The following is a 21,685-nucleotide window of genomic DNA, read 5'->3' on the forward strand; positions in this document are numbered from 1 at the left end:
GCTGGGGCGGTGGCGTCAAGTGGCAACATCGCCGTTTGCCCAACTCGCCAACCCGGTTGCAGGCAAACTGCGGCGAGCCCGCCGTGATGACAGGAGGTAAGACGATGCATGTGATCCTCTCGGGGTGTTCGGGCGGGGGCAAGTCGACGCTGCTGGCCGAACTCGCGCGGCGCGGCTACGCCACGGTGCCCGAGCCGGGGCGGCGGATCGTCCAGCGCGAGCAGCGGAGCGGCGGGCGCGCGTTGCCGTGGGTCGATCTCGCGGCCTTCGCGCGGGAAGCCGTCGCGATGGCACGGGCGGACCGGGCGGCGCTGACTGCGGACGCGGGGCCGGTTTTCTTCGATCGGGGGCTGATCGACGCGGCCGTGGCGCTGGAGGCGGCAACGGGCGCGCCGGTGTCGGAGACGCTTGCCGGTGATCCGCCATTTCACAGGACGGTCTTTCTGACGCCGCCGTGGCGGGCGCTGTTCGCCAGTGATGGAGAGCGGCAGCACGGTTTCGATGAGGCGCGCGCCGAATATGAGCGCCTTCGCGCGGCCTTTCCGGCGCTCGGCTACGAAACGGTCGTATTGCCCGAGGCCGGCGTCGCGGCACGCGCCGACCTCGTTCTCGAAGCGCTGGGCCTTTAGCCCGCCACGGCGGCAAGAAGCTGCGCGTTGCCGCCGGCAGCGGTCGTGTCGATGCAGACGTGACGTTCGTGACAGACGTGGCCCTTGTCGGGCCGGAAGGTCACCAGCGGCACCAGCGGCCCGTCGCGGCGGGCGAGCGCCTGTTCCATCACGCGCGCCTCGTCCGCGTCTCCCCACCAGAGCACCGCCGACAGGCCGGGCAACGTGGCGAGGTCATCGGGCGCCAGTGAGCCGGTCGCGATCACGGGTTCTCCGCCGAGGGCGCGGACCTCTGTCGCCTGCGCCTCGGCCACCTCCTTCGACGGGCCAAGGCAGAGGATGCCCGAGCGGCGCACGAAGGTCAGGCGGTTCGACTCGCCGGTCGGGCCGGGCAGGTCGAGCGTGTCGAGCTCCGCCTCAGCCATCTTGCCGAATGCCTTGGCGATGCGGTCGCTGCTGTCCTGGCCGGTCCATGCGGTGCCGGTGCGCTCGGCGCCCTTCGGCGCGAAGCGGGTCAGGTAATTCGGGCCACCGGCCTTCGGACCGGTGCCCGACAGCCCTTCGCCGCCGAACGGCTGGGAGCCGACGATGGCGCCGATCTGGTTGCGGTTCACGTAGGCGTTGCCGACGTGGATGTCGTCCATCACCTCCTGCACGCGGTCGTCGATGCGGGTGTGCAGGCCGAAGGTCAGCCCGTAACCCTGCGCGTTGATCCGCTCGATCACGTGATCGACCTCTGTCGCCTTGAAGGTCGCGACGTGCAGGACCGGACCGAAGACCTCGTGCGTCAGGTCGTCGATGTCGGAGACCTCGATCAGTGTCGGCGCGACGAAGGTGCCCGCGTCGGGCGTGGTCAGCTCGTGCAGCACCCGACCCTCGGTGCGGGCTGTGGCGACGTAATCGGCGATGGAGGCACGGGCCTCCTCGTCGATCACCGGGCCGACGTCGGTCGACAGCTCCCACGGATCGCCGAGCTGCAGCGTGTCCATCGCGCCCTTCAGCATCGTCAGAAGTTTCGGGGCGATGTCCTCCTGCACGTAGAGGCAGCGAAGCGCGGAGCAGCGCTGACCCGCCGACTGGAAGGAGGAAGCGAGGATATCGCGCACCGCGTGCTCGGGCAGGGCGGTGCTGTCGACGATCATCGCGTTGAGGCCACCGGTTTCCGCGATCAGCGGGGTGCCGGGGGCGCAATGGTCGGCCATGCTCGCGCGGATGCGACGCGCGGTTTCGGTCGAGCCGGTGAAGGCGACGCCTGCGAGCGACGGTTCGGTGACGAGCGCGGCGCCGGTCGACCCGTCGCCGGGCAGCAGTTGCAGCGCTGCGGTTGGGACGCCGGCGGCGTGCAGCAACTCGACCGCGCGGGAGGCGATCAGAGGCGTCTGCTCGGCGGGCTTGGCGATCACCGCGTTGCCCATGCTGAGGGCGGCGGCGATCTGGCCGGTGAAGATGGCGAGCGGGAAGTTCCAGGGCGAGATGCAGACCCACGTCCCTGTGTTGCCCTCGTCGCGGGAGCCGGCGGCGTAGTAGCGCAGGAAGTCGACCGCCTCGCGGACCTCGCCGATGGCGTCGGGCAGGCTCTTGCCCGCTTCGCGGTGGAGGATGGCGAAGAGTTCCTCTGCGTGGGCCTCGTAGGCGTCGGCGGCCGCGTTCAGGATCGCGGCGCGGTCGCCCGTGCTCCACGGAGTTGCGGCGGCGTGGGCGGCTTTGGCGTCGGCCTCCGTGGCGTAGGTCACCGTGCCGACGAGGTCGGCCGGGTCGGCAGGATTGCGGACTTCGTGGCTCTCGCCGTTCAGCGCGGTGTTGTGCCATTCGTGCTTGCGGAACGCGCCTCGCGCGGCGTCGATCGCGGCGAGCGTCGGGCGGTGCGTCTGGTCCCAGCCTTTCGAGTTCGCGCGCTCGGGGGCGAACATCTCCGGCCCCTCGGCGATCGGGGCGGGGGACCGTTTCGCGGCGAACGGATCGGCGGCGACGACTTCGGGCGGGACGGACTCGTCGACGATCTGGTTCACGAAGGAGGAGTTCGCGCCGTTCTCCAGCAGGCGGCGGACGAGGTAGGCGAGCAGGTCCTCGTGCGCGCCGACCGGGGCGTAGATGCGGTGACGGGTCTTCTCCTGACCGAGGACGAGGTTGTGCAGCGTCTCGCCCATGCCGTGCAGGCGCTGGAATTCCCACGACTCGCGCGGCATGTCCTTCGCCATCTCGAGGATGGTCGCCATCGTGTGCGCGTTGTGCGTCGCGAACTGCGGGTAGAGCCGGTCGGTCATGCCGAGCAGCTTGCGGGCGTTCGCGGCGTAGGAGATGTCGGTCGCCACCTTCGAGGTGAAGACGGGGAAGCCCTTGAGGCCCATGACCTGCGCGCGCTTGATCTCGGCGTCCCAGTAGGCGCCCTTCACGAGGCGGACCATGATGCGCTGCCCGGTCCGTCCGGCGAGGTCGTGAACCCAGTCGATCACGTGTCCGGCTCGCTGTCCGTAGGCCTGCACGACGATGCCGAACCCGTTCCAGCCGTCGAGCGAGGGATCGGTGAGCGCGGCCTCGATGACGTCGAGCGAGATGGCGAGCCGGTCGCTTTCCTCGGCGTCGATGTTCAGCCCCATCTTCGCGTCCTTCGCCAGTTGGCAGAGCCGGACGAGGCGCGGCACGATCTCGGCCAGCGCGCGGTCGTGCTGGGCTTCCTCGTAGCGTGGGTGCAGGGCGGAGAGTTTGACCGAGATGCCGGGGTTCTTCGTGACGTCGTCGGCCGTCGCGCTGCGGCTGATCGCGGTGATCGCCGTGGCGTAATCGTCGAGGTAGCGGAGTGCGTCGGCCTCGGTCCGGGCGGCTTCTCCCAGCATGTCGTAGGAATAGGTGTAGCCCTTCGCCTCCATCTTCGCGGCGCGGGACATGGCGCGGTCGATGTCCTCGCCCAGCACGAACTGGCGGCCCATCTCGCGCATCGCGCGCCCGACGGCAGTGCGGATCACCGGCTCGCCCAGTCGCTTCACCGCACCCCGCAGCGCGCGGAACGGCGCCTGCCTGTCGTCGTCGAGCACGCGGCCGGTCAGCATCAGCGCCCAGGTCGAGGCATTGACCAGCGAGGACGCGGACTTGCCCAGGTGCTTGCCCCAGTCGGACGGGGCGATCTTGTCCTCGATCAGCGCGTCGATCGTCTCCGCGTCGGGGACGCGAAGCAGCGCCTCGGCAAGGCACATCAGCGCGATGCCCTCGTCGGTGGAGAGGCCGTACTCGGCCAGGAAGACCTCCATCAGACCCGGACGTGAGGCGGCGCGAATCTCCTTTACCAGCGCGGCCCCGCGGGCCGAGATGGTGGCGCGGGCCTCGGGCGGGAGCGCGGCGTCCTCGGTCAGGGCGGAGACGGTCGTCTCCTCGTCGGCGTAGGTGGCCGCGTCGATACGGGCGCGGAGGTCGGCGGTGTCGTCGCGTGGCATGGATTGGATCCTGTGGGGCTCTGGTCCTGTCGGTTCGTCCCATGATACCGCAGGATCGGAAGGCTATTCGGCCAATGACGGCGGACGGGCAGGACATTCGCCCGAAGTTGGAGCATCAGACGTGACAGATGACCTGCAGGCGATGGACCGGTTCGACCGCGCGATCCTCGACGTCTTGGCGGTGGACGGGCGGATCAGTGTCGCCGACCTTGCCCGCAAGATCGGGCTGACCAAGTCCCCGACGCAGGCGCGGCTGCGCCGGCTGGAGAGGGACGGCACGATCCGGGGCTACCGGGCACTCGTGGATCCGATCCGGCTGGGGCGCGATCACGTCGCCTTCGCCGAGGTGAAGCTGACCGACACGCGAGAGGCCGCGCTGACCGCCTTCAACGAAGCGGTGCTGGCGATCCCGGAGATCGAGGAATGCCACATGATCGCCGGTGCGTTCGACTACCTGCTGAAGGTCCGCACCAATTCCATGGCCGGTTACCGGACGCTGCTGGCCGAGCGGATCTCGACCTTGCCCAATGTCGCTCAGACCTCGACCTACGTGGCGATGCAGGCGGTGAAGGAAGGCGGACTTGACGCGGGCTGACGTTGCGACAGCTTAGGAGGCATGAAGCTTGTCTTGCCCCTCCTGCTGGTCGCGCAAACTGCTCTTGCGCAAGAGGACACGTGTCCGCAAGCGCCCGACCATTCCGCAGAGACCGACCGCATTATTGCCGAGCTGCGGGTCGCGCCCGACGAGGCGACGGCGCGCCGGATCTCGCAAGGGCTCTGGTCGGCGTGGCTGGAGGCGCCGGATGCACGGGCTCAGGCGTTGCTTGACCGGGGCATGGCCCTGCGCGAGCAATTCGCCTTTCTCGAGTCCCGTGACGTGCTGGACGAGTTGGTCGAGTACTGCCCGGATTACGCAGAGGGCTACAACCAGCGGGCGTTCGCGAGCTTCCTGCGTCGGGATTTCGACAGTGCGCTGCCCGACCTTGAGCGGGCGCTCGAGCTGAACCCGAAGCATGTCGCCGCCCTGTCGGGCAAGGCGCTGACCCTGATGGGCCTCGGCCGGGACGAAGAGGCGCAACGTGCCCTGCGCTCCGCCCTCGACCTCAACCCCTGGTTATCGGAGCGGGCGCTGCTCGACGAGCCGGAGGGCGAGGACATCTGACCGTGGGAGGTGCCTTCGAAGGCGCTTGGTCAAGCGCTTCGAAGTGTCCTGGACACGGGTTGCCGTCGCCGCGCCTTTCGGCCAAGGATCGCATCCGTGCCCGCGTGGTGGAATGGTAGACACAGGGGACTTAAAATCCCTAGCCGTATGGCGTGCCGGTTCGAGTCCGGCCGCGGGCACCACTTGAATTACTGAACATTTGTGATGGCTGACGTGGGACTGCGAACGGCGGCTCCCACGTGTTTTTACACGTCGTTCCCGTAGTCTCGGTCTGATCGGTCAGCGGTTGCCAACTGGTCTCAAGGCCACAGCAGCCAGCAATAGGCGACGTAGCCGGCGACCAGCACGCCGCCTTCTCGACGGCCGATCCTCATCCCGGTCGCCGCGAACAGGACGAACACCAGCGACACGAAGACCATGAGTGGCGCATCGAAGCGGACGATCTCGGCCGGGACCATCGACGGTGCAATCAGGGCGGTCGCCCCACCGATCCCGAGGATGTTGTAGATGTTGGACCCGACGACGTTGCCGAACGCGACGTCTCCCTGGCGCTTTATCGCGGCGATTACGGACGTGACCAGCTCAGGCATCGAGGTGCCGACAGCCACGATGGTCAGGCCGATGACGGTCTCGGACACGCCCAGGTCCCGGGCTATCTCGACAGCCCCGCTCACCAAGAAGGAGCCGCCGGCAATCACCAGACCGAGCCCGCCGAGCGCGATGAGGACCGGCACGAGCAGGCCCGCCGTCTCGGAGCGCCCCGCCAGGGACACGTCCGCCTCCGAGAGGGCCATGCTCTTGTCGTGAATCGCTCCCGCGTCCCCGTGGGCGCGCTCCTGTCGGATGACGAACCAGAGATAGGCAACGAGCAGAACAAGCATGAGAGTGCCGACCGGGCGTCCCATGGGTACGAACACCGCCAGGACCGCGAACGCCGCGGCGATCGCCAGCATGATCGAGGCGTCCCGGCGCAGCGCAGAGCGGGCCACGACGATCGGACAGAGGATCGCAGAGGCGCCGGCGATCAACAGGATGTTCGCCAGGTTGGAGCCGACGATGTTGCCGTACGCGATACCCGGCGATCCGCTGAGACCGGCCTGAACCGAGGTCACCAGCTCGGGCATGGATGTGCCGAAACCCACGAGGGTGAGGCCGATCACCAGCGGCGACATTCCGAGGCGTTCCGCAATCTGGACAGCCCCCCGGACCAGAAGCTCGCCTCCGACGACCAGCAGTACGAACCCGCCCAGCAGCAAAATCCAAGTCGTGATCATGTCGTTCCCCCGACGTTAACCTCGCTGGGACCTATCCGGCCAGCGCGGCCAAGCAAGGGCGTTCCTTAGGTGTAGCAATATCTCGCGCATCACCTTCTGCGGGAAACTGGTTCGAGGTGAGTGGGTCCCGGATCGCCGAACCTTAAACGTCTGGCTACCCGAAGTAAAAAGAGCGCCCGCGCATGAACGCGGACGCTCGAAGAGCACCTATGTTCCAAGCGCCGGCGACCCCTGATCCTTCAGACGTCCAGATCAACCACGATGAGTCCGTCGATCCCTCCGACGGCGTTCTCGACGATTTGGGAGCCCAGGGCCCGGTGTTCGGGGTGCTCCAGGTAGGCTTCCAGATCGGCGAGACTGTCGAAGTCTATGACGAAGCCATGCATGAACCCGCGCTCGATCTGTTCGGGGGAAACCGAGTGGCCCCCGGTGAAACTGCGCGCTCCGGGGAGCTTCTCGGTCAGCTCCGCAAGACCTCCGAAAATCCCGGAGATCCTGTCCTCGGTATCGGGTTGGAACTTGATCAGGACGATGTGGCGTATCACGGTGGTCTCCCTCTGGTGCCCATGCCGTCAGTGATCAGTCACAGGCGAAAGTGCAATGGACGCGCTCGGGCTTCCTCGAGTCCCGTTCCGGGGGGCCGGGGACCTCTTTCTGGCCGGCACGACCACCCGCAGGTCAGACGCACGGAAGGCACGGCGAGGCTGTCGTGGCTCTGCGCAGTCTCGAAGGTCCTTGGGCGACTCCGGGACCGCGTCCTGGTCGAACCCCGAGCTCAGTCGATGGCCTCAAGGCTTGCCGGGTCAGGGCTGGCGCGCGGCGTCGGTATCTCGCGGTTGGAGCAGGTCCTCCACGAACCACGATGCGAACTGCGCCCGGCCGGAGACGCCGGCTTTGGCGTAGATGCGGGTGAGCTGGGCACGGACCGTACCGTGCGCGGCGTTGCGCAGGTCGGCGATCTCGGCGACGTCGAGGCCCTTCAGTGCGAGCAGCCCGACGTCGCGTTCGGCCGGGGTCAGACCCCAACCTGAGAACTGCGCGTCGATCACCCGGGCGAGTTCGCCTCTTGCGGTGTCGAGCGCACGTTCCTGCGCGCGCATCCGCCCGACGGCGTGGCGCAGCTGGAAGAAACCCGTGACGACGCTGAGGATCAGGGCGATGGCGACGAGCCCCTCGAACAGGCTGTGTGGCTCGTCCGGGCCGGCCGCGAAGTCGGCGAGCGCGTCTCCAACGAAGAAGACCGCAGCCGTGACCTGCAACACAAGAAACAGCGCAAGGGCCAGCGATTGCCGCCGGCCCCCGGTCGAGAGGTCCGCGCGCGGGGCGCTCATCGCTTCTGCGGCCCAGTCAGCATCGGCCGCACGAGGTTGCGCTTGAGCGCGCGACTTTCGATCGCGACGCCGGCGACGTGCAGGGCGGCCAGGATGAGCAGCAGGTTGGCCATGATTTCGTGAACCTCTTTGGCGGCGTCCTTCATGGCCTCATTCTTCTCTCCGTCCCCGGCATTCGCAAGGACGGACCAGTCGCCCGCGGCGACGGCGGCCTTTTCTTCGGCGATGGTCACGGGGCTACGGGCGTCGGTCATCACCAGGCCGGTCAAGGTCACGCCGGCGAGCGCCGCCCAAAATGCGTAGACCATCAGCGCGCCGAGCGGGTTGTGCGAGCGGTGCTCCTTCGGCCTCCCTCGGAAAAGGCTGCGCAAATGTGCCAGCGCTGCGCGGGGCGCGGGCGGGAAGGCGGTGAAGCGGGCCTCCTCCGGGCCGACGAAGCCCCAGGCCAGGCGCAAGGCGAGCAGGGCCAGCACAGTCCAGCCAATCCACACATGCACCGTGCCGCCCGGTTTGACGAACAGGCCATTGGCCAGCACGGCGGCCGCGATGGCCCAGTGTGTCACCCGCACCAGTGGATCCCAGGGGTCGGGCGGCGCGATCGCGCCCCCCGTTCCTGTCCCGGCGGTCGAGTCAGTCATCGGACTTGATCTCGGAGACCGTGCCGGAGGTCGGGTCGATGTAGACCTCCCACATGTGACCTTCGGCGTCTTGGCACTTCGCCTCGATCTTGCCGTCCTCGGCCTCGTAGTCCGGGGCGAGGCAGCCGGCGGCTTCGAGCGCGGCAGTGGCCTGTTCGGGCTCGGTGCCGACGAGGTCGCCAACCGCGGGCATGGCGGCAGCGGACAGCGGCAGCAGGATCAGGGCGGTGCTGAGAAGTTGCTTCATCGGATGGTCCTTTGTCGGGTTTGAAGGCGCAGCGTCATGCTGTCGCCTGTCACCGAAAAAGGGAGCAAATGCCGTCCGGTCGATTGGAGGAACGCTGACGGGGGGCCGCGTAAGCGGGTGCTTATGGCGCGGACCCGTCGCCGGAACGTGAAACGGGGCCCGCGAAGGGGCCCCGTTCGTCGTCGGTGCGATCGGGATCAGTCGAGCCGGACGTAGGCCGTGCCGCCGGCGGGCAGGGATACGGTGACCTTGCCGTCACTGACATCGAGGTCGCCATCAGCGCGGGGCGCCTCGGCCGGGTCGACCAGCTTTGCCGTGCCGAAGCTGCGGCCGGGCGTGGCGAGGGTCACCTCACCTGCGTCGCCCGAGTTGACCAGCGTCACCAGAAGGCCGCCGTCGTCCCACGTGCGGCGCACGCGGGCGGTGACGTCCTTTGCACCCGACAGGTCCAGCAGCGTGCGCGGCGTGACCTCGGACGAGCCGTAGGCGCGGACGATCACCGGGGGCGTCGTCGCGGTCTCGGCGAAGGCCGTCGCCTCGGTCATGTCGAGCATGGCTTGCGGCAACAGGCGGAAGCGGAACGGGATGCCGCCGGCCTGCGTGATCGGGAAGTTGGTGTCCCAGTGGTTGTTCAGCAGCCAGAAGGCCACCGCCGGGTCGTTGCCCTTGCGGTCCGAGCCCGCATTCTCGGTCTGGATGCCGAAGGGCTGCGCCAGCGGCGCGTCGGGCGAGGCGATCACGAGGGCACTGTCGTCCGTCGCGACCGTCGCGAACCGCTGGATGCCGATCCACGCCTCGCAGGAGAGCGGGATCTGCTGGGTCGCCGCGTCGATCACCCGGTCGCCGACGTCGAGCCCGACCTTCGCGTTGGCGCCGGTCGTGCCGAAGACCATGTAGAAGGATTCCGGGTCGGTGATCGGCATCTTGTGGATCATGCTGTCGACCTCGATCCCCTCACCGGCGTGGGGCAGGCGGTAATGGATCGTGGCCTTGTCGCCGTGACTCCAGGCGAGCTTGACCTCGATGGACAGCGCGTGAGTGTCCTGGCTGACCTCGCCGATCGTGACGCTGTCGGCGGTGCGGCGGACGTAGTCCGTGGTTTCCGGCCAGATGACCGTTTCCATACGCGACCAGTCGTAGTTCCCGCCGAAGGTCGCGAAGCGGCCTTTCGAGGGGTCCTTCAGCGCCTCGTAGACCAGCTTGCCGGGCGCTTCGTCCGGGTTCACGCACTCGCGCCCCGTGCCCTTGTCCTTGAGCGAGCGGATCGAGCCGTCCTTCGGGTCGACCTCGAGCCGCCAGCGGTCGTTCTCGATCCAGCCGTCACCCGAGGCGATGCCGGGCGCCGGCTCGAAGGCCACGGGCTTCACGATGGCTTCGGAGTAGGGCGGCAGCTCGGCGGTGATGACGTGGGTCTTGCTCGGCACCTGTTCGCCACGGGACTGCATCTCGGTCAGGAAGTAGTTGCTCGAATGCGAGTCCAGGATCGTCTGCGGGGCAGACCCGGCGTGATCCGCCGGCACCGGCCAGGTGACCTTGCGGGCCACGGCCGAGGGGTTGGCGACGTAGTAGCTGTGTTCCTCGATCGGGCCGGGGTCGAAGACGTTGCCCTCGACGCGGACGCCCTTGCCGTTCACCCGGCGCAGGATGTGGTCGCCTTCGATCTTGCCGTCGGCAACGTCGTGGACGTGGCGGATCGCCTCGGTCCGGGTCGCTTCGAGCGCCAGCGCGAAACCGTGGTGCGCCCGGTGGGTCTTCCAGCTGAGCTGCATCCGCGTGAACGGCGAATCCGGGCTGCTGTGAGAGCTGTAAGCGCCCCAGGTGTGTTCGTCGTAGTACTGGATTTCATCGGCGGCCTTGTCGAGCAGCTCGGTCTTGCCCGTCGCGGTGAAGCCGGCCAGCAGGTCGGTCACCGGCAGCAACCGCTCGCCCGTCCGGGCGACGACCGTCTCGTAGGAGGTGGAGCCGACACCGTCGACCCAGAAGTCGGACCAGTCACCAGCGTGCGCGGGCAGGGGGTTGCCCTCTTCCGCGACGGACTCGCGCATTCCGGCCATCGCCTGTTCGACCGTGCAGATGCGCAGGCGAGGCGAGCGGCCCTCGGCGTTCCAACGCTCCACGAAGTCGGACACGCCCTGCGTGGCGAAGCCGTTGTCGGGGGCGGCGTTGTTGGTGATCGGCAGGATGGCCTTGGAGTAGGGGTAGTGGCGACGCTCTTCGAGGTCGGCGGTCACGCGATCCAGCGTCTTCTGCGTCAGCTCCATGTCGTTGTTGCCGAAGAAGAAGGTGTTCACGCCGACGGAGTAGTGCCAGCCGTGCACGGTGAAGAGGTTCCGGCCGCTTGGGCTCGTCCAGTCGAAGACGCGCAGCATGTCGTTGTATTTCATGCCCCGGTGGGGGTTCGGCTCAAGCAGGAACCCTTCGACGCCGAGGTCGATGAGGATGTCGGTCCAGAACCAGCCGAGTCCGTTGACGTCGCATTGCATCGCGATCTTCGGGTCGAGTCCCTCGTCCCGCAGCGTCTTGAGGTGCTTCAGCGAGCGGATCGCGTTCGCCGGGCTGATGAGCGGCGTCCAGTGCACCGGCATCGCGCCGGCACCGACGAGGCCCTTCTCGTAGAGGTCGAGGAACCGGGCCTTCTGCTTGCCGCTGGCGTTCTGGAACCAGTCGGCGGTGATCGCGCTGACCTCGCAGGTCCAGCGGAAGCGGGCCTCCTCCGGGCGGTCCTGCTCGCGCTCCACCATGTCGAGCGCATCGTCGATGATCGCCCGCTGGTGCCGGAACAGCGTGTCCGCGTAGTCCGTGTACCCGATGTCCGTGTGGGTATGGTTGATGATGAGCAGTTCGTTGATGGCCATGATATCCTCGGGCGATGCCCAGTTCTGGTGGGTTGAAGGGTGTGTCAGACGAAGGCGAGCGCCATCGGCGTGCCGACGGGAAGCTCGCAGGCGGGGCGCGGACCGGGTTGACCTTTCTCGAACGGCCAGACGGTGATGCGCCCCGAATCCTGGTTGGCGACGAGCAGAAAGCGCCCGTCAGGCGAGAAGGTGAGGTCGCGCGGCGTGGTGCCGCCGGCCGGGTAGCGCCCGGAGATGCGGGCCGTGCCCTTCGCGTCCGGCGACAGCACGACCAATTCGTCCGTCAGACGAACGGAGACGACGATCTGCCCGTCGGGATGCAGCACGATGCCGGCGGGCTGGATCTCTGCGCCCGACGGATGGGCGAGGGGTTCGCTTCCCAGAAGGTCCGTCGCGCCATCGTTCCACGCGAAGGAGAAGACGGCACCGATCAATTCGCTGACGACGTGGAGCCGGGTCCCCTCTGCATTGAAGAGGAAATGGCGCGGGCCCGTGCCGGGCGGAAAGCCGATGTCGAGGTCCGGGCGCGGCACGACCGCATCGCCGGTGCGTTCGTAGATGACCAGGCGGTCGATGCCGAGATCCGCCACGATCAGGTAACGGCCATCCGGCGAGAACCCGACGCAGTGGGCGTGGGCTGCCTCCTGCCGGGCCTTGTTGGGGCCGCTGCCCTTGTGGCGGAGGTGCTGCGGTTCGCCCGCTCCGAAGATCGTGACGCCGGCATCCGGTGCGGTGTCCCGTGGGCCGCCGTAGTTCGCGACGGCGATCAGGCCATCCGGCCCGGCAACGGCGTGGCAGCCCTCGTGCCCGCTTGCGGGCCATTTCGCGACCAGCTCCATCCGGTCGGTGTCGCGGTGCAGGCGAGCAGTCGCGAGAGCGCTTTGCGCGCCGTCGTCGCAATCGGTGACCACGTGGAAGCGGTCGGGCTCCGCAGCGCCGGTGATCCAAGACGAATCGTCGAGGCGTAGCGGCTCACCCACCTCCGTCAGCGCGCCTGTGGCCTCGTCGAATCGGCACAGGATGACGCCGGCACCGTCCGCCGCAGCATATTGCGGCGCCGGGCGCGTAAGGCTTCCGATGGCGAGATGGCGTTCCAAGACCGCTCTCCTCTCCTCTAGTCGAGTAGCTTGTTGACAGCACTAGTATGGTAACCCTACAAGTCGGGCAAGACGTTTTCGGGGAGGCGAACGAGTTGGGCGGAAAAACCTACCTCATCACGGGTGCAGGCAAGGGGATCGGGCAGGCGACTGCGCGCACCCTCGCGGCCGAGGGAGCGAATCTTGTTCTCATGGACCTGGACTCGGCGGCCCTGTCGGAGACGGCGACGGCCCTGGATGTCCCGGTCGAGATCGAGGTCGGGTCCGTGGCCGATGCGGATGCTTGCGAGCGCGCCGTCGCCAGGGCGCTCGACACGTTCGGCGCGCTGGATGGGCTGTCCCACAATGCGGGGATCCAGCGCTACGGCGACGTGGTCGAGACGTCCCGCGCGCTTTGGGACGAGGTGATGAACACCAACCTCACCGGTGCCTTCCTGGTCGCGAAAGCCGCGATGCCGGCCCTGCGCGAGGCGCGGGGCGCGGTGGTCATGACCGCCTCCGTTCAGGCCTTCGCCGCGCAGAAGGGCGCGCTGGCCTACGTCGTCGCCAAGCACGGGATCGCGGGGCTGGTCGCGGCAATGTCCATCGACGAGGCCGCGAGAGGCGTCCGCGTGAACGGTGTCGCGCCGGGATCTGTCGACACGCCGATGCTGCGTGATGCGATCGCGCTCGACCCTGATCCGGACTCGCTGAATCGGGTGATCGACGGGATGCACCCGCTCGGCCGCCGCGCGCAGCCGGAGGAAGTCGCGAAGGTCATCGCCTTCCTGCTCTCCGACGCGGCTTCTTTCATCACGGGCGAAATGGTCCGCGTCGACGGCGGCATGCTCGCCCTGATCGGCGGTGCACCCGAGGCGGACAAGACATGAAGATCGTCGACATCAAGGCCACCACAATTGCCCTGCCGCTCGAGGCGCCACTGCGCCACGCGCACGGCACGCACTGGGGGCGCTTCATCCGAACCATCGTCGAAGTCGTCACCGACGAGGGCCTGTCCGGCTGGGGCGAACTCGGCGGCGGCGGCGAGGCGGCGGAGGAGGCGATCCGCGGGTTGCTGCCCTACCTGAAGGGCCATGACCCGCTGCAGCTGGAGCAGCTGCGCTGGAAGATCATGAACCCGGTCGCCAGCCTTTACAACAACCGGATGCAGCTCCATGCGGCGATCGAGATGGCCTGCATGGATGTCGCCGGGAAGGCGCGGAACATGCGCGCTTGCGACCTGATCGGCGGCGCGCTCCGCGAAGAGGTGCCGTTCGCGGCCTACCTCTTCTACCGCTATCCCGGCGAGCAGGGCGGCGGTGGCGAGACGACCCCGGACGAGATCGTCGCGGAGGCGCGGCGCCAGAAGGAGCTGCATGGCTTCACCAGCCACAAGCTGAAGGGCGGGGTCTTCGCGCCCGACCACGACATCGAGGTCTTCACCGCGCTGGGCGCTGCCTTTCCGGGCGACCGGTTCCGGCTCGACCCGAACTGCGCCTGGTCGGTCGAGGAAGCGATCCGCGTGGCCGAGGCGGTGGCCGGTGTGCGCAACGATTACCTCGAGGATTTCTGCTTTGGCCTCGAGGGGATGCGGCGGCTGCGCCAGCGGGTCAGCACGCCGACCTCGACCAACGTGGTCGTCGTCAACTTCGAGCAGCTCGCCGCCAATATCCGGCTGGAGGCGGTCGACGTCATCCTCCTCGACACGACCTTCTGGGGGGGGCTGCGGCAGGCCTACCGCGCGGGGCAGGTCCTGGAGGCGTTCCAGTTCGGGGCAGGGGTCCACTCGTCCGGAGAGGCGGGGATCCAGCTGGCCTCCATGCTGCATCTCGGGGCGGCGTTGCCGAACATGAGCTTCGCGGCGGACGCCCACTATCACCACCTTCTCGACGACATCATCGTCGGCGGAAAGATGACCTACAAGGACGGCAAGCTGCCGGTGCCCCAGGGGCCCGGCCTGGGTGTCGAGGTCGATCGCGACAAGCTCGAGCATTACGCCGGGCACTTCCGCGAGGTCGGGGGCTACACCTACGACCGCGATCCGCACCGGCCCGACTGGTACTCGGTCTATCCCGAGACCCGGTTCGCCCGTCCCGAGAAATTCAAGGAAAGCACCTGATGTCCTCTGTCGAACTGCGCGACTTCGTGAAGCTCTACGGCGATTTCGTCGCCATCAAGGGCATCGACCTCGACGTGGAGAAGGGCGAGTTCTGCGTCTTCGTCGGCCCGTCGGGCTGCGGCAAGTCCACGCTCCTGCGGATGATCGCGGGGCTCGAGACGATCTCCCACGGGGACCTCACCATCGGCGGGCGGCAGGTGAACGACGTGCCCTCGCGCGAGCGGGGCATCGCGATGGTGTTCCAGTCCTACGCGCTCTACCCGCATATGACGGTGCGCGAGAACCTCGGCTTCGGATTGAAGATCTCGGGCCGCTCGGAGGAGGAGATCGAGACGCGCCGCAGCGAGGCGGCGACGATGCTCGGCCTCGATCCCTACATGGACCGCCGCCCGTCCGAATTGTCGGGCGGCCAGCGCCAGCGTGTCGCCATCGGCCGCGCCATGGTCCGCGAACCCGAAGTGTTCCTGTTCGACGAGCCGTTGTCGAACCTCGACGCCAAGCTGCGCAACCAGACCCGGGTTGAGATCAAGCGCCTTCAGCAGCAGCTCGGCGCGACGGTGATCTTCGTCACGCACGACCAGATCGAGGCGATGACGCTGGCCGACAAGATCGTCGTCCTGAAGGACGGCCGCATCGCGCAGACGGGGACGCCGCTCGACGTGTTCGAACGCCCGCAGAACCAGTTCGTCGCGGGGTTCATCGGGGCACCCTCGATGAATTTCCTGCCCGGCGAGGTCATCAGCCGCGACGGCACCGGCGTGATCCGCGCGCTCGGCATCGACATTCCCGTCGACCCCTCCGCCTTCCACCTGCCGCCCGAGGGCACGCCGGTTACCGTAGGCGTCCGGCCCGAGGACATCGTCCCCGAGGGGCACGGCCAGCGGCCGGAACTCGGCACCGATGTGGAGGGGCGCGTGAACTTCGCCGAGATGCTCGGCAACGAAAGCCTGATTTTCCTCGATGTGGCGGGCACCGAGCTCGTCTCGCGGATGCAGCAGCCGCGCATGGTGTCGCCCGGCGAGGCGATGGCGCTGCGCATCAACGGGGCCCGTGTCCACCTGTTCGATCACCAGACGGAAGACTCGCTGCGGAAGGCCTGAACGACCGCACGATAACGAGAAGTGAAAGGGAGAGAGACAAATGAAACTTGAGAAAGTCGTAGCATCCGCTGCGCTCGTGGCGGTGGTCGCCACGGGTGTCAGCGCGCAGGATGTGACGTTCTACAACGACAAGAGTGGCTGGGACGAAGGCTTCCAGGCGCTCTCCGAGGGCGCGTCCGAGGCGTCGGGCCTGTCGATCGCGCCTCAGATGCAGACGCCGACGGACCGCTACCAGGCGTTCGTGCAATCCTCGATCGCCGGCAACGACACGCCGCCGATCTTCACCTGGTGGAACGGCAAGCAGCTGGAATCGCTGGTCGAAACCGGCCGGATCGCCGACCTGACCGAGGTCTGGGATGCCGCCATCGAGGCCGGCAACTACTCGCAGGCCGAGCGTGACCTCTTCACCGTCGACGGCACGCCCTACGCCATCCCGCTGAACGTCGCCCGCTGGCCGGTACTCTACAGCTACGAGGCGTTCGAAGCCGCGGGGATCGAGAATCCGCCGGAAACGTGGGATGAGCTGATCGCGGCGGCGGACGCCTTGAAGGAAGCCGGCTACGTGCCCTTCAACGCGCCTAACGTCGGCGGCTGGATGGGGCTGATCTGGTTCTCAGAACTGATGATCCGCACCGACCCGGACGCCTTCGTCGGCCTGACCGACGGCAGCGTGCCCTACAACGGTCCCGAGGTGCAGCGCGCCATGGATATCTGGGTCGACTTCTACGAAAAGGGCTACTTCACCGACCCGCGCGAGCAGGACGAGACCCGCTTCTTCGTCAACGGCGACGCGGCGATGTACCTGATCGGCGAATGGACCGCCGGCATCCTCGCCAACCGTGGCATGGAGCCGGGTGAGGACTTCGGCGCCTTCATCATGCCGACTGTCGACGAGGACGTGGAGAACTCGATCATCATCGAGGCCGCGCCGATCGTGATGTCCGCCGAGGCGATGGAGGACATGCCCGAGCTCTCCGAGGCGGCCAGCTACCTCATGTCGCCCGAGGCCGGCAACGCGCTCGGTGAGGCGAACGGCATCTTCAACGGCAACCTGCTGGCCGACGCGCCGAACCCGATCGTCGCGCAGGTGAACGAGCTGATGGCCGAGCAGGAGCCGCGCGGCATCGTGCGCTGGTGGGAAGCGGTTCCCCCGGACCTGCAGGGCGACCTCGTCTCGCAGATGGGGGCCTTCATGCTCGACCCGACCGCCGAGAACGCGCAGCGGGTCATGGACGACATGGAAGCGCTGAACGCCGACTACTGGATGTTCCAGTAAACTGACTGCCGGGGGCCGGCCCGACCGGCCCCCGCACGACCCTCACCCAGGACGCCAAGACCATGCCCGATCTTCAGAACCCGCCGATCTCCAAGGCGATCCGGGACGAGGCCCGCCGGAGAGAGAGCGCCTCGCGCCGCCGGACGGGGCGCACCGCGCTGCTCTTCATCGCGCCGGCACTGGCGATGGTCGTGTGCTTCCTGCTCGCCCCCGTTGTGTTCAACGTGCTGCTGAGCTTCACCAAGTGGCAGCGTTTCTCCGGCATGGACGAGTTCGCGGGCTTCCAGAACTACCGCCGCCTGTTCGCGGTGCCCTATTTCACGGACGTCATCATCAACACCTCGATGTGGGTCGTCGGTGCGATCGTCCTGCCGCTGGCCTTCGGCCTCGGCCTTGCGCTGTTGCTGCGGAACGTGCCGATGGAAGGCTTCTTCAAGAGCATGTTCTTCCTGCCGCGCGTCCTCGCGCCCGCTGCCGTCGGCACGCTCTGGTATTACGTCTACGCGCCGCACGGGGTCATCAACACGATGACCGGCGCGGTGACGGGGACAGAGACCGACTTCGGTTGGCTGTTCGAGGCCGGCAGCATCACGCCCGCGATCATCATGACGTTCGTCTGGCAGACGCTCGGGATCAACATGGTGCTGCTGCTGCTGGGCATGGCCGCGATCCCGCGCGACCCGATCGAGGCGGCACGCGTGGATGGAGCGTCCGGCTGGCAGATTTTCCGCCACATCATCTGGCCGCTGCTGCTGCCGACCGTATTCGTCGTGACGATCCTCAACGTGATCGCCGGCTTCACCGCGTTCGACCTGATCTGGGTGATGGCCAACGGCTACCCGGCGCAACGGAGCCTCAGCCTCGCCGTGTATATGTATTACGAGACATTCTCGAACAGCCGGTGGGCCTACGGCGCGGCGATCGCCGTCATGCTCAGCGCCCTCGTCATCCTGGTGAGCTGGCTGCTGACGGTCATGCAAAGCCGCGTCGAAGACCGCATCCGCTGAAGGACAGGACCCATGGCCGTAGACGTCACCGACCAGGCATTCATCAACGAGCTGATCCGCAAGGAGAAGAGCGGCCGCAAGCTGCACCTCACCCGCTTCGCGATCGCGGCGGTGCTGATGCTGATCTACCTCGTGCCGTTCTATTACCTGTTCGTCACCGTCTTCAAATCGACGGAGGAATACCTGTCCTCCGGCGTGCTGGAGCTGCCGCAATCCTTCGCGCCGTTCCTCGACAACGTCGCGGACGCGTGGCGGCTGGCGGGGATGGGCCGTGCCTCGTTCAACTCGATGAGCTACGCGCTGATCGGGGCGTCGCTGGCGGTGGGGCTGGCCTCGGCGGCGGCTTTCGGGCTGACCCGGCTGCGGCTGCGCAGCGCGAACACGTGGTTCATGATGATCTTCGCGGGCACCCTGTTTCCGTTCCAGATGTTTCTCGTGCCGCTGTTCTTCGGTTACCAGCAGACCGGGCTCATCAACAGCTGGCTCGGCATGCTGCTGATTTACACGGCGATCTGCATTCCGTTTCCGCTGCTGGTGCTGCGCGGATCGTTCGGCGGCATCGCGCGCGAGATCGACGAAGCGGCGCGTATTGAAGGTGCCAGTGAATGGCGTGTCTACAGGTCGATGATCCTGCCAAATGCGAAGGGGCCGATGATCGCGCTGTTCCTGATCCAGTTCACTTTCATCTGGAACGACCTGCTGTTCTCCTCGATCCTCGCGACCTCGCCCGAGGTGCGCTCGATCATGTCGGCCCTCCAGACGCTGCAGGGGACCTATGCCTCCAGCGGACCCAACGTCGTGGTGACCGCATCCCTTATCAGCAGTATACCGACGGTCCTGCTGTTCATCTTCCTGCGCCGGTACTTCATGGCCGGCTTGCAGCTCAGCACATGACCGCGATGAAGGAACGACGCGTGAGCCGACCCGACACAAGAGAATTCCAGGCCTTTCACCGGCAAGACAAGGGGTCGATCACCTCGCAGGTTCATGCGCTGCTGCTCAACCGCATTCTCGACATGGACCTCAAACCCTTCGACGAGCTGTCGGAGGCGCGGCTCGCCAGCGAGCTCGGCGTGTCCCGCACCCCGGTGCGCGAGGCGCTGGCCCGGCTGGCGCGGCGCAACCTCGTCGACATCTACCCGCAGCGGGGCACCTTCATCTCGCCGATCAACATCCAGCGCGTCACCAAGGCCCGCTTCATCCGCGAGGCGCTCGAGCGACCGCTCGCCCGCGCGGCGGCGGAGAGCCTGTCGCCGGAGGTTGAAAGCCTGATGGAGCGCGAGATCGCCCTTCAGACGACCTTCGCCAACCTTGGCGACGACAGCAGCTTCCTGCAGTCGGACGACAGTTTTCACATCCTGATTGCCCGTGCCGCCGGCTTCGACAATATCTGGGAGGACGTGGGCGAGGTGCGCATTCACATGGATCGCATCCGCCGCCTGTCGCTGCTGAGCAAGGCCCGGATGCTGAAGATCACCGAGGAACACACCGAGATATTCGAGGCCATTCGCAGCCGCGACCCGGATCGGGCCGAGGCGTCTGCGCGGGCGCATCTGCAATCGGTCTTCACCGACCTCGACAAGATCCGTGGCGAGCATCCGGAGTATTTCTACGATGCCACCACCGCCGGACAGCCGGGCGCCTGATGGCGGGCAGGGTGGAAAGGCTCGTCGGTCGGTTCTGCTCGATCGAGGTGCAGCCCGAGGGCGCAATGGCGGTGCCCTGCGATTTCGACATCGGCGGGCGACGGGTGTCGCCCTTCGTCGTTGCGCCCTGGGCCGACGAACCGGCAGACGATCCTTCCGTGCCGCCGATCCTCAAGCGACTGCGTGGAGAGTGGCCCTGCGTCCCGTTCGGCGCGACTGGCCTCCCGGAGAGCCTGCCCGAGGACTGGGCGCAGGCGAGAACAGAAGTGCCGGACTGGCACGTCGCCGACCATGGGCACAGCTCGAACGCGGACTGGACGCTGACGGCGCGGGACGAGGACGGCCTGACGTACGGGCTGGACTACCCGGAGGGTCACCCGGTCGCCGCGCTCCACCGAACCGTCCGGGTGGACCTGAATGCACCCCGCGTCGTCCACGAGTTGGAGGTCTCGCCCCGCGCAGATGCCGCGCTGCCGATGGGGCTGCATCCGGTGCTGCGTCTTCCCGATACGCCGGGCGCCGCGCGGCTGGTCTTCCCCGAAAGCGCACGTGCCTGGACCTTCCCGGTGGAGGTCGAGCCCGACAAGACCGCCCTCGCCCCCGATCAGCGCGACCTGCCGCTGTCGGCGCTGCGTGCCTCGGATGGCAGCCCGCTCGACCCGACCCGCTTGCCGTGGGATGCGGAGACCGAAGACCTCTTGCTGATCACCGGCACCGGCGGCGAGGCGACGCTCGAGAACCATGACGAGGGCTATGCGGTCACGCTCTGTTGGGATGCGGACGCGCTGCCGTCGCTGATGCTCTGGTTGTCGAACCGGGGCCGGGCGTTCGCGCCGTGGAATGCCCGGTTCAGGGGGCTCGGGATGGAGCCGGTCTGTGCGCCCTTCGACCTTGGCCCGGCCTTCACCGGACCCAACACGCCGCTGGCCCATGCTGGCGTGCCGACGTCTGTTCGGCTTACAGCGGGCGAGGCGTGGCGCACCAGACTGTCGATGTCGGTAAAGGCGCTCTGAAACCACGAAAAAGGCCCCCGAAGTTTCCTCCGGGGGCCTTCTTGTTGTCTTGAGCAATCGGGATCAGCTTCCGCCGTCGACCCGTGCAGCGGCAAGCGCGATCGCCTGCTGGTAGACCGTCGCCGCGTTCCACTCGTTCAGCACGCGGAAGTTGTTCGTGCCTTCGGAGTAGGGCTGACCCGGCTGCCAGCCTTTCTGGCGCAGATAGTTCGCGGTCGAGGCAAGCGCATCCGCCACGTTGTAGAGGTCGACCCGGCCGTCACCATTGGCGTCGACGCCGTAGCGCAGCGCGTTGCCCGGCAGGAACTGCGTGTGGCCGAGCTCCCCGTGCGCGGCACCGCGCTGACCGGGGGCCAGCATGCCACGGTCGACCATCTGAAGCGCGGCAAGCGCGTGCGGCGTGAAGAAGCCGGAGCGACGGCAATCGTACGCCACGGTGGTGATGGAATCGACGACCGGCGTGTCACCCATGAAGCGGCCACCGCCGGTTTCCATGTAGTGAATGGCGAGCAGGATGCTCGACGGGACACCATAGGCGTTCTCGAGCGACTGGTAGAAGCCGGGGTTCGAGTTCTTGGCGTTCCGCAGGGTGGATGCGAAACTGTCGAGGGAACCGAGCCGGATCCGGATGAACTCGTCCAGCGAATAGCGGACGCCACGCTGGTTGCGGTCCGCGTTGATGGTCGATTGCGAGTACTGGGCGTTCGCAAGAGCCTGAAGGCCGGCGGGACCGACGCCGGCGGCAGACGCCTCGGCGGCGAATTCCTGCTTCCAGCGGCTGAAACCACTCGAGTCGTTGCCGCAGGTGGCGGCCTGAGCCGCGGGTGCGGCGAGCAGCCCGAGTGCAAGTATGAGGCGGCGCATATAAAATCTCCTGAAATGTGCCTTTTGCATGGAAACTAGCA

20 protein-coding genes and 1 tRNA gene are annotated in these 21,685 nt (G+C 67.3%); 12 read left to right on the plus strand and 9 right to left on the minus strand.

Translation table 11 applies throughout. The annotated features are described in order from the left end of the window. Positions 1–104: 104 nt before the first annotated feature. Positions 105–629, plus strand: coding sequence for an AAA family ATPase (locus tag I8N54_RS03305; RefSeq protein WP_231592517.1), 525 nt, complete (start codon positions 105–107; stop codon positions 627–629). Here I8N54_RS03305 and putA read toward each other — a convergent pair. Beyond that, a complete protein-coding gene (putA, locus tag I8N54_RS03310; protein WP_140193932.1) occupies positions 626–4,036 on the minus strand; it encodes a bifunctional proline dehydrogenase/L-glutamate gamma-semialdehyde dehydrogenase PutA in 3,411 nt (1,136 codons plus the stop codon). The two genes, I8N54_RS03305 and putA, sit on opposite strands and share 4 nt — an antisense overlap. 142 nt (positions 4,037–4,178) lie before the next feature. On the opposite strand from putA, the gene I8N54_RS03315 reads away from it, so the two are divergent. The 3 genes from I8N54_RS03315 to I8N54_RS03325 all read left to right on the plus strand — a co-directional run bounded on the left by I8N54_RS03315 (position 4,179) and on the right by I8N54_RS03325 (position 5,380). After that, positions 4,179–4,631, plus strand: a complete 453-nt coding sequence (locus I8N54_RS03315; RefSeq protein ID WP_140195627.1) for an Lrp/AsnC family transcriptional regulator — start codon at positions 4,179–4,181, stop codon at positions 4,629–4,631. 33 nt (positions 4,632–4,664) lie between these two features. Beyond that, positions 4,665–5,198 carry a tetratricopeptide repeat protein gene (locus I8N54_RS03320; protein WP_232790427.1) on the plus strand — a complete coding sequence of 178 codons (534 nt, stop codon included), beginning with the start codon at positions 4,665–4,667 and terminating at the stop codon, positions 5,196–5,198. A gap of 98 nt (positions 5,199–5,296) precedes the next feature. After that, a tRNA-Leu gene (locus tag I8N54_RS03325) sits at positions 5,297–5,380 on the plus strand. 117 nt (positions 5,381–5,497) lie between these two features. Here the strand turns inward: I8N54_RS03325 and I8N54_RS03330 are convergent. The 7 genes from I8N54_RS03330 to I8N54_RS03360 form a co-directional block, all read right to left on the minus strand. Beyond that, positions 5,498–6,472 (minus strand): calcium/sodium antiporter, encoded by a 975-nt coding sequence (locus I8N54_RS03330; protein ID WP_140193930.1) that lies wholly within the window; start codon positions 6,470–6,472, stop codon positions 5,498–5,500. Between the two features lie 239 nt (positions 6,473–6,711). Beyond that, complete coding sequence (locus tag I8N54_RS03335; protein WP_140193929.1) at positions 6,712–7,017, minus strand: Dabb family protein; 306 nt, start codon at positions 7,015–7,017, stop codon at positions 6,712–6,714. A 258-nt stretch (positions 7,018–7,275) separates the two neighbouring features. Next, positions 7,276–7,803: a helix-turn-helix transcriptional regulator gene (locus I8N54_RS03340; RefSeq protein WP_140193928.1), complete on the minus strand. Its 528-nt coding sequence runs from the start codon at positions 7,801–7,803 to the stop codon at positions 7,276–7,278. Continuing rightward, on the minus strand, positions 7,800–8,441 hold the full coding sequence (locus I8N54_RS03345; RefSeq protein WP_140193927.1) for a cytochrome b/b6 domain-containing protein: 642 nt from the start codon (positions 8,439–8,441) through the stop codon (positions 7,800–7,802). Before I8N54_RS03345 ends, I8N54_RS03340 begins: the two co-directional genes overlap by 4 nt. Next, positions 8,434–8,688 (minus strand): PepSY domain-containing protein, encoded by a 255-nt coding sequence (locus tag I8N54_RS03350; RefSeq protein WP_140193926.1) that lies wholly within the window; start codon positions 8,686–8,688, stop codon positions 8,434–8,436. The genes I8N54_RS03345 and I8N54_RS03350 overlap by 8 nt, the downstream gene beginning before the upstream one ends. A 197-nt stretch (positions 8,689–8,885) precedes the next feature. Then, complete coding sequence (locus I8N54_RS03355; RefSeq protein WP_140193925.1) at positions 8,886–11,543, minus strand: glycoside hydrolase family 38 N-terminal domain-containing protein; 2,658 nt, start codon at positions 11,541–11,543, stop codon at positions 8,886–8,888. 44 nt (positions 11,544–11,587) lie between these two features. Next, positions 11,588–12,640, minus strand: a complete 1,053-nt coding sequence (locus I8N54_RS03360) for a lactonase family protein (protein ID WP_140193924.1) — start codon at positions 12,638–12,640, stop codon at positions 11,588–11,590. A gap of 95 nt (positions 12,641–12,735) precedes the next feature. Between I8N54_RS03360 and I8N54_RS03365 the strand changes: the two genes are divergently transcribed. The 8 genes from I8N54_RS03365 (at position 12,736) to I8N54_RS03400 (ending at position 20,780) form a co-directional block, all read left to right on the plus strand. After that, positions 12,736–13,509, plus strand: a complete 774-nt coding sequence (locus I8N54_RS03365) for an SDR family NAD(P)-dependent oxidoreductase (protein ID WP_232790428.1) — start codon at positions 12,736–12,738, stop codon at positions 13,507–13,509. Continuing rightward, on the plus strand, positions 13,506–14,738 hold the full coding sequence (locus I8N54_RS03370) for an enolase C-terminal domain-like protein (protein ID WP_140193922.1): 1,233 nt from the start codon (positions 13,506–13,508) through the stop codon (positions 14,736–14,738). Before I8N54_RS03365 ends, I8N54_RS03370 begins: the two co-directional genes overlap by 4 nt. After that, a complete protein-coding gene (locus I8N54_RS03375) occupies positions 14,738–15,838 on the plus strand; it encodes an ABC transporter ATP-binding protein (RefSeq protein ID WP_140193921.1) in 1,101 nt (366 codons plus the stop codon). The genes I8N54_RS03370 and I8N54_RS03375 overlap by 1 nt, the downstream gene beginning before the upstream one ends. Before the next feature lie 40 nt (positions 15,839–15,878). After that, entirely contained in the window at positions 15,879–17,114 is a 1,236-nt protein-coding gene (locus I8N54_RS03380; RefSeq protein WP_140193920.1) for an ABC transporter substrate-binding protein, read from the plus strand. Positions 17,115–17,176: 62 nt separating this feature from the next. Then, positions 17,177–18,121 (plus strand): carbohydrate ABC transporter permease, encoded by a 945-nt coding sequence (locus tag I8N54_RS03385; RefSeq protein ID WP_140193919.1) that lies wholly within the window; start codon positions 17,177–17,179, stop codon positions 18,119–18,121. A 12-nt stretch (positions 18,122–18,133) separates the two neighbouring features. Continuing rightward, on the plus strand, positions 18,134–19,015 hold the full coding sequence (locus I8N54_RS03390) for a carbohydrate ABC transporter permease (protein WP_140193918.1): 882 nt from the start codon (positions 18,134–18,136) through the stop codon (positions 19,013–19,015). 20 nt (positions 19,016–19,035) lie between these two features. Beyond that, positions 19,036–19,767 carry a GntR family transcriptional regulator gene (locus I8N54_RS03395; protein WP_197097513.1) on the plus strand — a complete coding sequence of 244 codons (732 nt, stop codon included), beginning with the start codon at positions 19,036–19,038 and terminating at the stop codon, positions 19,765–19,767. After that, a complete protein-coding gene (locus I8N54_RS03400; protein WP_140193916.1) occupies positions 19,767–20,780 on the plus strand; it encodes an aldose epimerase family protein in 1,014 nt (337 codons plus the stop codon). The genes I8N54_RS03395 and I8N54_RS03400 overlap by 1 nt, the downstream gene beginning before the upstream one ends. A 63-nt stretch (positions 20,781–20,843) precedes the next feature. On the opposite strand, the gene I8N54_RS03405 is transcribed toward I8N54_RS03400, so the two are convergent. Beyond that, positions 20,844–21,644 (minus strand): lytic murein transglycosylase, encoded by an 801-nt coding sequence (locus I8N54_RS03405; RefSeq protein WP_140193915.1) that lies wholly within the window; start codon positions 21,642–21,644, stop codon positions 20,844–20,846. Positions 21,645–21,685: the final 41 nt, after the last annotated feature.

The organism is Pelagovum pacificum (assembly GCF_016134045.1).
GTDB classification, from domain to species: domain Bacteria; phylum Pseudomonadota; class Alphaproteobacteria; order Rhodobacterales; family Rhodobacteraceae; genus Oceanicola; species Oceanicola pacificus_A.